Genomic DNA, 11,216 nt, shown 5'->3' on the forward strand with positions numbered 1-11,216 from the left:
CGTCGCCGTCGTCGGAGTCGTCTTCGGTATCCTCCGTGCTCGACGTATCGTCGCTGGACTCCTCGTCGTCGGAATCGGTGCTGTCCGAGTCGGTCGAACTACTCGAGCCGTCGAAGCTGTCTCCCAGACTGGTTCCCCCGCTCGCTCCCGCGGCAGGAACGGCGACGAACGAGCAGACGACCAGAACGGCCACCAGCAGCGCGAACAGCCGTCGTATGTTGTTGTTTGATATGGTGTGAGGCGCTCCCAAACCTCGGAGTTATCGGTCCATTCGTTTCCCCACCGATAGCGATTTGGCTGTGCATATCGGGTGCTTTAAGTCGTCGGTCGGGCCGGCGACGAAGCAGCCCGCCTCGACAGGGCCCCGGGAGAAGGTTCATAATCCGCGCTGGAAACCCTTGTTAAGCTTATTGGCGAGATTATCCAACAATGTCAACAATTGCACGAAAACCAAACCGATATCGAACGGTGGGTGGGCGACCGAAACGGTGGTCGGCAGGCGTCGACCAGCTAGAGGTTCTCGTTCTGGTAGCTCCCGTCGTAGGTCGCCTCCCCTTCGGCTTCCGCGAGGACGAGTTGGGCGATGCGGGCGCCGGTTTCGATCTCGATATCGTGGTGGACCTCGAGCAGGCCTTCGCCTTTGCCCTCGTAGCCGGCGTCCCAGACGGCGGTATCCAGCATACAGGAGTTGCGGAGCAGCGACGAGCGGGGGTAGATGAAGCCGATATGGTCTTCGGGAATCGAGACGATCTCGGCGTACTGGACGACGTAACCGCCCGGCGGGAGGTAGTAGGTATCGTTCTGCTCGGTCACCTCGTCGATGGACGACCCTTCGACGACGGGGTCGGCGTGCCGGCGGTGGCGGGACCCGACCTCTTTGCCGTCCCGGCCGATACGACCGGGTTCGCGCTGTTCGTAGACGGCTTCGAGCGTCAGATCGACCCCGTTGGGCTGGACCTGCTCGTCGGTCGTAGGCGTGACGTGTTCGGCGACGAACGCACCGCTCCGGTACATACTGGCGTCTCTCCCGGGCTGGTCAAGTCGCTTGTGTTCGACCGCCTGGGGGCTCCGCCGCGGCCGCGTTCGACCGTCTTTTAGGCTCCCGCGCCTAACAGCGGCATATGGACGCCGAAACCTTCGAGGAAAAGAAGTTCACCGACTTCTTCCCGCAGCTCCAGCAGGCCTACAAGAACGCCTTCAACCGCATCAACGAGACCTACGATTCGACGCTGGTCCACGGCATCGACCAGCAGGTGCTCAACGAATCCGAACCGGTCTACGACGACGAAGAGGGCTTCCGGCTCGAACTCCCCGAGGACCCCTACGACCGGCTGACCGGCGTCGTCACGACGGAAGAGAAGTTCGAGACGGTCCTCGAGGAGTACGTCGAGGAGATCGAAGACGAACTCGAACGGACCTTCGAGAACTAGGCGTCCTCACAGCCGGCGCCGTCCCAGATGTCGAGTCGACCCCCGCGGCCGACCCGGACCAGCACGCGCACACAGTCGGTCTCGTCGTCGCCCTTCTCCGAGATATCGGCCGTACGAACCTCGCTGTCGTCCAGCCGTGCGTGGATGCGGTAATCGCCGGCCTCCTCTAACCATTCTCCCTCGACGTTCGTGCTGCCGCCGGCTTCGAGGTCGTAGGTACCGAGGTGGAGAACCTCGTCACCGTCCTCGATGGCGAGTTGGATCTGGTGGGCCTCTTCGTGGTTGTTCTCGACGGCGAGTTCCCCGAGCTCGATGGTTTCGGCCGTCTCGGTCGGGTCGGCAGTGTCCTCCGGAGGCGAGTCGCCCTCGTCGCCGAGGGCACCCATGCAGCCGGCTCCCGTGGCGGCGACCCCGACGGTAGCAAGCAGGTGGCGACGCGTTGGCATACTGTTCTAGCGGTCGTCATCGTTCATAAACTCCCGTCAGACACTCGTCGCTCACCCGGCCGACGCCGGAATTCGAAGCCGGTCGGTTCTGAGAGCCAAATCTTCATACGGTTGCGCCGCATAGGCCCTTTCATGAGTACCGAACCCGCCGACGCCGACGAGGACCTTCGCGAGCGCATCAGCAACTTCCTCCGGCGCAACTTCCCGCAGATCCAGATGCACGGCGGCAGCGCCGCCGTCCAGAACCTCGACCGCGAGGCCGGCGAGGTCACCATCATGCTCGGTGGCGCCTGTTCCGGCTGTGGCATCTCCCCCATGACGATTCAGGCCATCAAGAGCCGCATGACCGAGGAGATCCCCGAGATCGACACCGTTCACGCCGACACCGGCATGGACGGCGGCAGCGAGGGCATGGCCGGCGGCCAGATGTCGCCGTCCTTCCCCGGCCACGAGGGCGACAGCGACGACGAGGCCGACGAAGGCCCCGAAGCCCCGTTCTAACTCGCGCGGCATCTCCAGTTTTCTACCACCCGCTAGCCGCGGCTTCGCTCCCACGAGGGAATGGTATTTGGTCACAGGAAACACACATAAGGTATGGCTGTGGAGGCCTGCGGGGTGTGTTCGCGCGAGGTCCCGTTCGACGATACGGTCCACGTACTCGTCCACACGCACGGCGAATCGGGGGTGATCGACCGGTACGTCTGTCGGTCCTGCTACGAGAGCGAACTCGAACCGCTTTTCGAGTGACGGTAGGCCGGCGGCGCGCCGAGTGCACACCACGGTATTTAAGCCCGGCACTCCCGGAGTGTCAGCCAGCATGCCCGCTGACGACGGCCGGAACGTGCTGTTCGTGGTAATGGACACGGTTCGCAAGAGCCACCTGACGCCCTACGGCTACGACCGCCCGACGACGCCGGGACTGGCGGACTTCGCCGAGGAAGCCCTCGTCTACGACCAGGCCGTCGCGCAGGCGCCGTGGACCCTGCCCGTCCACGCCTCGATGTTCACGGGTCGGTATCCGGCCCAGCACACCGCCACGCAGGAGGCGCCCTACCTCCCCGACGACATGGGCACCCTCGCACAGACCGTCTCCGAGGCGGGCTATGCGACCGCCTGCTACTCCTCGAACGCGTGGATCACGCCCTACACGCGGCTGACGGCCGGTTTCGAGGACCAGGACAACTTCTTCAAGGTCCTGCCCGGCGACGTCCTCTCGGGGGCCTTGGCGAGCTTCTGGCAGAAACTCACCGACAGCCGCTTCCGCGGGGTCGCCGACCGCCTCGTCGAGTTCGGCAACGAGATCCACGAGTACCTCGCCAGCGGCGAGGGTGAGGCCTCGAAGACGCCGCGCATCGTCGACAACACGATGGACTTCGTCGACGACAACGACGACTGGTTCGCCTTCATCAACCTGATGGACGCTCACCTGCCGTACTACCCGCCCGAGGAGTACCGCGAGGAGTTCGCGCCGGGCGTCGACCCCCACGAGGTCTGCCAGAACTCCAAGGAGTACAACTCGGGTGCCCGGGCGATTAGCGACGAGGAGTTCGAGGACATCGAGGGCCTCTACGACGCCGAAATCCGGCACATCGACGCGGAACTGCAGCGACTCTTCGCCCATCTCGAGGAGACGGGCCAGTGGGAGGACACGCTGGTCGTCGTCTGTGCGGACCACGGCGAACTCCACGGCGAACACGGCCTCTACGGCCACGAGTTCGGCATCTACGACCCGCTGGTCAACGTCCCACTGATGGTCAAACACCCCGACGTCGAGGCGGGCCGCACCGACGAGCAGGTCGAACTGCTCGACCTCTACGACACCGTTCTCGACGTGACGTGCGCTGCCGACTACACCGACCGGGTCGGCGCTCGCGGCTTCGACGCCGACCGCTCGCTGCTGACCGACGGCCGGGACATCGAGGACGGCGAGTTCGCCTTCGTCGACTACCACCGGCCGGTCGTCGAACTCAACCAGCTCGAAACGAAGGCCGCCGAGGCCGGCATCGAACTGGACGAGGACTCTCGCTTCTACTCGCGGATGCGCGCCGCGCGCCGTCCCGACGGCAAGTACATCCGCAACGAGCGGATTCCGGACGAGGCCTATCGGCTCGATTCGGACCCCGGCGAAACCGAGCGAGCGAGTACCGACGACCCGGTTATCGAGGAGGTTTTCGCCGCGCTCGAACGGTTCGAGGACCGGGCGGCAGACGAGTGGGACGCTCCGGCCGCCGCGGACGCCGACGAGGCGCTGGACCACATGGACGAGGAGGCCAAAGAGCGCCTGCAGGACCTCGGCTACATGGAATAGCGGGCGGGAGGGCTGGTCTTCGAGCGCGCTGGTGGCGGAGAAAGGTCTAACGCCTAGGGCGTGGTATGTGGTGGCATGGATGTACGAGAGGCGACACACGAGGACATCGACGACATCAGACGGGTCGCCGAGCGGTCGTGGGAGGTCGATTATCCGTCCATTCTGACCCGGGAGACGGCCGAGGAGGCCGTCTCGGAGTGGTACGACCCCGACGTGCTCGCCGGGGCTATCGCCGAGGGGCGGACGGAACTGTTGGTCGCCGAACGCGACGGCGAGGTCGTCGGCTTCGCACACGCGACGTGGAACGCGACCGAGGGCGAGGGGTACATCCTCCGACTCTACGTCCATCCCGACCACCGGAGTCGGGGTATCGGCGGCGAACTGCTCGAACGGACGCGGAAGGCGCTTTCCGGGTACGACATCGACCGGATACACGCGATGGTACTCGCGGAGAACGACCCCGGAAACGCCTTCTACGAACGGTTCGGCTTCGAGCGGGCCGACGAAAGCGAGACACAAATCGGCGAGGAGAGCTATCAGGAGAACCGATACGTGCTGGAGTTCTGAACCGCCCCCGGAAGCACCCGGCGTTCAGCGCACCCCCTGTCCGTCCTCCCACGCCTGCAACAACCGCGTCATCGTCTCGTTGACGGGTACGTCGATACCGTGTGTACCGGCCCGTTCGAGGACGTAGCCGCCGATAGCGTCGACTTCGGTGCGGCGCTCGGCAAGTACGTCCTGCTGCATCGAGGAGGTGTTCTCGGCGGTGGCTTCGGCGACGCGTTCGACCGCCCGCTCGGCCTCGGCGTCGGATAGGTCGACGCCCTCGGCGCGGGCGACGCGGGCGACTTCCCGGCCAGCCGTCGTGGCAACGGCGTTCGCGTCGCCACTTAATAGAGCGCCGTTGTCGATACGGGCCAGCGCCGTCGTCGCGTTGATACCGGCGTTGACGGCGAGTTTCTCCCAGAGGCGGCGCGGCATGTCCTCGGCGACGGTGGTGACGATATCGGCCGCCTCGAAGGCCTCGCCGACGACCTTGGCGGCCGGCGAGTCGCCTCCCTCGCGTGCGCCGAGGACGACCTCACCAATTCCGGTACAGCGGACGACGCCGGGCTTCGGCGTGAGCGCGCCGTAGGTGCAGGTGCCCGCGAGGACGGGTGCCTCGAGGCGGTCGGCCAACTGCGCCTCGTTGCCCATGCCGTTCTGAACCGACAGACAGTAGTCGAGGTCCATGCCGGCGAGCGCGTCGGCTGCAGCGGGCGTATCGAAGGCTTTCACGCAGACGAGCGCGAGGTCGGCGCTCGCTGGGGGCGCCGTTCTCGCGTCGGGGTAGACCGTCTCCTCGACGGCGCCGGTGATCCGGAGGCCTTCGGCCCGGACGGTTTCCATGTGCGGGTCACGCCCGACGAGCGTTACCGCGTGTTCGCGGGCGAGCAGGCCGCCGAGCAGGCTCCCGAGGCTGCCGGCGCCGAACACGACGACGTTCATATCGACGGCTTCGAGCGGCCGAATAGAAAAGGGTCGCTGTTATACGGGCCGTTACAACGATCCGTATTAGTCCTCCTGAACGTAGCTGATGCTCTCACCGGAGGCGCCACAGGAGGGACACATCTCGGGGAGGTTCTCGATCTCGCCGATCTCGCCACACTCCATGCAGCGCCACATCAGCGTCTTCTCGCCGGCCTTGCTTTCGGCTTGAGAGGCCGTCGAAACGCCCTCTATCGTCGTCACGTAGAAGCCGTCGTCGCCGAAGTTTCGGACCTGTCCCAGTTCGTTGCCCTCGTCGTCGTAGACGGTCTGTCCGAACCGTACTCGGGGTTGTTGGTCCTCGATGGCCATGGGGTGTGGTACGTTCCCACACACCAAAAAACCGGAGGTCGGCGTTATTCGGTCGTCGTCTCGTCGATATCGGCGTCGCCCTGGTGGATCTTGATGCCGTCCTGTGCCACCTTCTCGGCGAGGACGGCGCATTTGATACGCATCGGGCTGAGTTCGACGCCCAGCATGTCCTCGATGTCCTCGCGGTCCATCTCACGGACGTCTTCGAGGGTCATCCCCCGGAGTTCGCCGGACAGCATGCTCGCGGAGGCCTGACTGATGGCACAGCCGTCGCCGATGAAACTCACGCGTTCTATCGTCTCGTCGTCCTCGGCCAGCTCCACGAACATCTTGATGGTGTCGCCGCACATCGGGTTCTCGCCGACGTGCTCGATGTCGGGGTCCTCGATCTCCCCGTAGTTACGGGGGTTCTTGTAGTGATCGAGGATCTGCTGGCGGTACATGTCCGAGCCCATACCCATTGTTGTCCTACAAAAGGGGAATGACACTCAAAAGGCCGTCGGTCGGGGTGGTACTGCCCGGCAGGGGCCGTGATACCCGGATTCCCCTGATCGCCGACGGTGGGCGCGAACGATGGGATGGAGCACAAAGGCGAAAACCCTCCCGCCAGCAGGGGTGGGTATGAGCGACGAGTCCGGCGGCGACGATGACGGCGGCGAGAAGCGAATCTCGGACGACGGCCTCATCCTCGCGCTCGCCGGGGCCGCGTGTCTCCTCGCCGCCAACACCGCCTACGGGCGGGGCCAACCGGACGCCGTCATCGTCTTCGCGATGCTGGCCGCCGTTCCCGCCCTCGGCGCCGTCGTCGCCGACCTCGCGACCGACTACGTCCCGAGCATCCGTATTCACCTTCTCCTGGGTGGGACCGCTCTCGTCGGGGCCGCCTTCGCGGTTCCCGGCCGCCACTACGTCAACATCGCGACGCTCGGCATCGCGGGCTGATGGGTCTTGGACGGGTCTTCGAGGTGGAGTATCGGGGAAAGGAGTCCTGAGTTACCTAAACAATTCGCGCGCGTCGTCGACCGCCTCGACCAGTTCGTCGACCTCCGCTTTCGTGTTGTAGAGGTAGAACGAGGCACGCGCCGACGCGGCGGTGCCGAGGACGTCGTGGAGCGGCTGGGTACAGTGGTCGCCAGCACGGATGGCGACGGCGCTATCGTTGAGGATGCTGGAGAGGTCGTGGGCGTGGACGCCGTCGAGGTTGAAGGCGACGAGGCCGCCGCGGTCGTCCGCGGGCGGGCCGTAGACCTCGACGTCGTCCTTCGCGGTCAACTGCTCGTAGGCGTATTCGGCGAGTTCGGCCTCGTGGCGCTCGATGTTCTCCATGCCGATGTCGTCGAGGTAATCGCAGGCCTCCGCCAGCGCGATACCCTGGGAGATGACCGGCGTGCCGGCCTCGTACTTCCACGGTAGTTCGTTCCATTTGGAGTCCTCGAAGGTGACCTTCAGGATCATCTCGCCGCCGTAGAGGTACGGCTCCATGTCCTCGAGGATGTGCTCTTTGCCGTAGAGGACGCCGATTCCCGTCGGGCCGCACATCTTGTGGCCCGAGAAGGCCATGAAGTCGGCGTCGATTTCCTCGACGTCGACCGGCCGGTTCGGCACCGACTGGGCGCCGTCGACGAACATGTAGGCGTCGTGGTCGTGGGCGATGTCGGCCAACTCGCCGACGGGATTGACCGTCCCCAGCGTGTTCGAGACGTGCACCGCCGAGACCATCCGCGTGTCGTCGGTGATCATCTCGCGGGCGGCGTCCATGTCGAGGCGGCCCTCGTCGGTGATGGGGATGTACTTGCAGTCGGCGCCGGTGCGTTTGGCGATCTGCTGCCAGGTCACCAGTGACGCGTGATGTTCCATCTCGGTCAGGACGACTTCGTCGCCGGGACCGAGTTCGTTGAGTCCCCACGCGTAGGCGACGAGGTTCATCGATTCGGTCGTGTTCTTGGTGAAGACGATCTCCTTCCGTCCGCCCGAGGCGCCGATGAACTCGGCGACCCGGTCGTGGGCCTCCTCGTAGGCGATGGAAGCTTCCTGGCTCAACTGGTGGATACCGCGGTGGACGTTGGCGTTGTAGTGCCGGTAGTAGTCCGTGATGGCCTCGATGACCGGTTCCGGCGTCTGGGTCGTGGCCGCGTTGTCGAGATAGACGAGTTGCGTCCCGTCGAACTCCCGCTCCAGGATGGGAAAGTCCTCGCGGAGACGCTCGACGTCGAGCGGCTCGGCCTGTTGACTCATTAGATAATTACACGGCTTCGAGGGTGGTGCTTCTTTCGGTCCGGGTAAAACGAAGACGGTTACGTTCGTCGGGGGCCTTTTTAAGAGGACGTTCTCCTCGTGTCCATAACAAACAGCAGATCCGGTGTGTCGAGTTGACGACAGACCGAAGTACGCGGGGGGCAGACGCTCGGTATATGATAGAGCAGTATCTCGAGCGGCTCTTCACGTGGGAGAGCCTCGAGAACACCGAACGAGGGGTCGAATTCGAGCTGAAAAACCGGCTCATCGAGACGGGGTTCCTTGGCGTGACGGCGGCCAGAGTGGACGGGGAGGACGTTCCGAAGGAGGACATAATCCTCGAGGTGTCGCCGGAGGAACGCTTCAGGGCCGACGAGATAACGCCGGAGAACCCGCTGGAGTTGGACCTCGCGGAGACGGTGCAGGTAATCTTGGACCGCGAACGCCTGCGTCTGGGCGTCCACGAGATCGAACTCGGCCTGCAGGTCGAAGGCTACGGCGAGGTGGGCTTTACGACCGACGACGAGATCCGAACGGAGGACCTCATCGACGTCGACCCTGCCGAATTCACTGTCGAGGAACTGAAGACCCTCGCCGCCGAGATCACCGAACCCGCTTCGCTGGAACGGCTCATCGAACGCGAGGAGGACGGCAAAGCCCGGAAGACGGCACTCGCGTACCTCGAAGAGCGCTTGCAGGAGGCCGAACCGCTGACCGAAGACGAGATGGTCAAAACGCAGGTCTCCGACAAGGAGACCGGCGGCGGCCTCATCAACGAACTGCTCGTGGAGGTCTTGGAGAGCCCCCAGCGCGTCTCGGTGTATCTCGCCGCACAGACGCTCGGCAGCGGGACGCCTGCGGACATCTCCAGTCGAGTCGTCTTCTCGGAGGACGTCGTCGAGTCGACGCTCGAATCCTTCGAACGCGAGGGTCTGGCCGAGAAAACGGAAACCGGCGAGTACCGTGTCGCCTCGCCGGTCGCCGTCCTTCAGAAGCGACAGAACGACCTCTGGAACGTGCTTCGCGGAACGCTTTGAACTGACCGCGACCTCGGGGTCCGCTGGGTTTAGGACCGCCGGATGCACACCTTCGATATGGCAATCGGAGACGTTCACGAAGTCGACGACGCGACGGACCTCTTCTACGTCGATACGGGGATGTACGACACGCCCGAATACGGTGCGGTCTACATCCTCGACGCCGAGCGGCCGGCCATCGTCGATACCGGTATCGGAACCAACTACGAGCTGATCCTCGACGCGCTGGAGACGGTCGGTATCCCGCCGGCGGACCTGGAGGCTATCATCCCCACGCACGTCCATCTCGACCACGCCGGCGGGGCGGGATTCATCGCCGACGAGACGGACGCCGACGTCTACGTCCACGAAAGCGGCGCGAAGTTCCTCACCGACCCCGGCCCCCTCTGGGACGGCACGAAGCAGGCCGTCGACGACGTGATCGAACACTACACGAAGCCGAAGCCCGTCCCGGTCGACCGCCTCGAATCGATTCACGACGGCGCGACGGTCGACCTCGGCGACCGCCAGCTCCACGCCCACCACGCGCCCGGCCACGCGTTCCACCAACTCGTCTTCCACGAACGCGACGACGACGTGGTCTTCACCGCCGACGCCGCGGGTATCTACATCCCCGAATGGGACGCCATCCATGAGACGTCGCCACCGCCGGGCTTCGACCTCGAAGGCGTCATCGAGGACGCCCGCATGATCGCCCGCATCGACCCCGAAACGCTCTGTTATGGCCACTTCGGCGACGCGCCGACCGACGACCGGCTCTCGGAGTACGTCGACGTGATCACCGAGTGGGTCGAAGCCGTCGCCGAAAAGCGAGCGGAACTGGGCGACGACGAGGCGGTCATCGAACATTTCGTCGCCGAGCACGATATCGTCGAGGTCTGGGACGAGGAGATGACCAGCGGTCAGATCGCGATGAACGTCCGCGGCGTCATCAACTACCTCGACAACCGCGAGGAGTAAGCGGCTCCGAGTCGTCGTGGGGGTTTATTCGACTGGCTGCAGAACCGGTAGCCGATGGAGTCGAATCCGTGTCGAGCCAACTGATTCCCCTCGTCGCGGCCATCATCGCCATCGGCGTCGCGGCCCAGATACTCGCGGACCGGTTCGAGATCCCGAGTATCGTCTTCCTGCTAGCCGCGGGTATCGCGCTCGGACCGGAGGGAATCGGCGTCATCACCGACGACTCCTTTGCCGCGCTGCCAGCCATCGTCGGCCTCTCGGTCGCCATTATCGTCTTCGAGGGTGCGTTCCACCTCCGCATCGAGAAGCTCCGACAGGCAACGAGCGAGAGCATCCGTCTCGTAACTATCGGCGCCCTCATCGCGCTCGTCGGAACGGCCGTTGTCGTCAGGTTCGCCCTCGGGGCAGGGTGGGGGGTTTCCTTCCTCATCGGCGCGCTGCTCATCGCGACGGGGCCGACGGTCATCACGCCGATCTTGACGGTCGTCCCCGTCCGCGATCGGGTGCAGGCCGCGCTCGAAACCGAGGGTATCGTCAACGACGTGACCGCTGCCATCCTCGCCGTGGTGGTCTTCAAGACACTGCGGCTGGACGAACCGACGCTGTCGGCGTTCCTCGGCCTTTTCATCGAGCGGTTCGGCGGTGGCGTCCTCATCGGACTCGCCCTCGCGGGCGTCGTGTGGCTGCTCCTCCGGTACATCGACCTCTCACCGGGGAGCGCCCCGCAGAACGCCCGTCTCACCGTACTGGCTGGCGCGCTGGTCGCCTTCGGCGCCGGGGAGACGCTGGCCAGCGAGGCCGGTGTCGCCGCCGTCGCGACCGCCGGCGTCGTCCTCGGCAACCTCGATCTGCCCTACGAGGAGCAGATCTCGGACTTCAAAGGCGACATCACGCTCATCGTGCTGTCGTTCGTCTTCATCGCTCTCGCCGCGCTGCTCGAACTCGAAGACCTGCTGGCGCT

16 protein-coding genes are annotated in these 11,216 nt (G+C 64.9%); 9 read left to right on the forward strand and 7 right to left on the reverse strand.

The window, feature by feature from the left end; translation table 11 throughout:
• Together V5A53_RS09095 and V5A53_RS09100 are read right to left on the reverse strand one after the other, a co-directional pair.
• A partial coding sequence (locus tag V5A53_RS09095; RefSeq protein ID WP_332313287.1) for a hypothetical protein occupies positions 1–193 on the reverse strand: 193 nt, incomplete at its 3' end.
• 317 nt (positions 194–510) lie between these two features.
• On the reverse strand, positions 511–1,014 hold the full coding sequence (locus V5A53_RS09100; RefSeq protein ID WP_332313288.1) for a deoxyuridine 5'-triphosphate nucleotidohydrolase: 504 nt from the start codon (positions 1,012–1,014) through the stop codon (positions 511–513).
• 107 nt (positions 1,015–1,121) lie between these two features.
• On the opposite strand from V5A53_RS09100, the gene V5A53_RS09105 reads away from it, so the two are divergent.
• Positions 1,122–1,430, forward strand: coding sequence for a DUF5783 family protein (locus V5A53_RS09105; RefSeq protein WP_332313289.1), 309 nt, complete (start codon positions 1,122–1,124; stop codon positions 1,428–1,430).
• On the opposite strand, the gene V5A53_RS09110 is transcribed toward V5A53_RS09105, so the two are convergent.
• Positions 1,427–1,876, reverse strand: coding sequence for a hypothetical protein (locus tag V5A53_RS09110; protein WP_332313290.1), 450 nt, complete (start codon positions 1,874–1,876; stop codon positions 1,427–1,429). The two genes, V5A53_RS09105 and V5A53_RS09110, sit on opposite strands and share 4 nt — an antisense overlap.
• Positions 1,877–2,008: 132 nt before the next feature.
• Here V5A53_RS09110 and V5A53_RS09115 point away from each other — a divergent pair, with 132 nt between their 5' ends.
• The 4 genes from V5A53_RS09115 to V5A53_RS09130 all read left to right on the forward strand — a co-directional run bounded on the left by V5A53_RS09115 (position 2,009) and on the right by V5A53_RS09130 (position 4,751).
• Complete coding sequence (locus tag V5A53_RS09115) at positions 2,009–2,377, forward strand: NifU family protein (RefSeq protein WP_332313291.1); 369 nt, start codon at positions 2,009–2,011, stop codon at positions 2,375–2,377.
• A 93-nt stretch (positions 2,378–2,470) separates the two neighbouring features.
• On the forward strand, positions 2,471–2,623 hold the full coding sequence (locus V5A53_RS09120; RefSeq protein ID WP_332313292.1) for a hypothetical protein: 153 nt from the start codon (positions 2,471–2,473) through the stop codon (positions 2,621–2,623).
• 70 nt (positions 2,624–2,693) lie between these two features.
• Positions 2,694–4,184: a sulfatase gene (locus tag V5A53_RS09125; protein WP_332313293.1), complete on the forward strand. Its 1,491-nt coding sequence runs from the start codon at positions 2,694–2,696 to the stop codon at positions 4,182–4,184.
• Positions 4,185–4,259: 75 nt separating this feature from the next.
• Positions 4,260–4,751 (forward strand): GNAT family N-acetyltransferase, encoded by a 492-nt coding sequence (locus V5A53_RS09130; protein ID WP_332313294.1) that lies wholly within the window; start codon positions 4,260–4,262, stop codon positions 4,749–4,751.
• A 24-nt stretch (positions 4,752–4,775) separates the two neighbouring features.
• Here the strand turns inward: V5A53_RS09130 and V5A53_RS09135 are convergent, their stop codons facing one another.
• From V5A53_RS09135 to V5A53_RS09145, 3 genes are all read right to left on the reverse strand, one after another.
• Positions 4,776–5,672: a ketopantoate reductase family protein gene (locus V5A53_RS09135; protein ID WP_332313295.1), complete on the reverse strand. Its 897-nt coding sequence runs from the start codon at positions 5,670–5,672 to the stop codon at positions 4,776–4,778.
• 66 nt (positions 5,673–5,738) lie between these two features.
• Positions 5,739–6,023: a DUF7130 family rubredoxin-like protein gene (locus tag V5A53_RS09140; protein ID WP_332313296.1), complete on the reverse strand. Its 285-nt coding sequence runs from the start codon at positions 6,021–6,023 to the stop codon at positions 5,739–5,741.
• A 44-nt stretch (positions 6,024–6,067) separates the two neighbouring features.
• Positions 6,068–6,484, reverse strand: coding sequence for an iron-sulfur cluster assembly scaffold protein (locus V5A53_RS09145; RefSeq protein WP_332313297.1), 417 nt, complete (start codon positions 6,482–6,484; stop codon positions 6,068–6,070).
• Positions 6,485–6,644: 160 nt separating this feature from the next.
• Here V5A53_RS09145 and V5A53_RS09150 point away from each other — a divergent pair, with 160 nt between their 5' ends.
• Positions 6,645–6,965: a hypothetical protein gene (locus V5A53_RS09150; protein WP_332313298.1), complete on the forward strand. Its 321-nt coding sequence runs from the start codon at positions 6,645–6,647 to the stop codon at positions 6,963–6,965.
• Between the two features lie 51 nt (positions 6,966–7,016).
• On the opposite strand, the gene V5A53_RS09155 is transcribed toward V5A53_RS09150, so the two are convergent.
• Complete coding sequence (locus V5A53_RS09155; RefSeq protein ID WP_332313299.1) at positions 7,017–8,258, reverse strand: aminotransferase class V-fold PLP-dependent enzyme; 1,242 nt, start codon at positions 8,256–8,258, stop codon at positions 7,017–7,019.
• 176 nt (positions 8,259–8,434) lie between these two features.
• Here V5A53_RS09155 and V5A53_RS09160 point away from each other — a divergent pair, with 176 nt between their 5' ends.
• The 3 genes from V5A53_RS09160 to V5A53_RS09170 form a co-directional block, all read left to right on the forward strand.
• Entirely contained in the window at positions 8,435–9,295 is an 861-nt protein-coding gene (locus tag V5A53_RS09160) for a hypothetical protein (RefSeq protein WP_332313300.1), read from the forward strand.
• Positions 9,296–9,352: 57 nt separating this feature from the next.
• A complete protein-coding gene (locus tag V5A53_RS09165; RefSeq protein ID WP_332313301.1) occupies positions 9,353–10,255 on the forward strand; it encodes an MBL fold metallo-hydrolase in 903 nt (300 codons plus the stop codon).
• 68 nt (positions 10,256–10,323) lie between these two features.
• On the forward strand, positions 10,324–11,216 hold an 893-nt coding region (locus tag V5A53_RS09170), incomplete at its 3' end, for a cation:proton antiporter domain-containing protein (protein ID WP_332313302.1).

It is taken from the genome of Natronomonas sp., from assembly GCF_036625485.1.
GTDB lineage: Archaea > Halobacteriota > Halobacteria > Halobacteriales > Haloarculaceae > Natronomonas.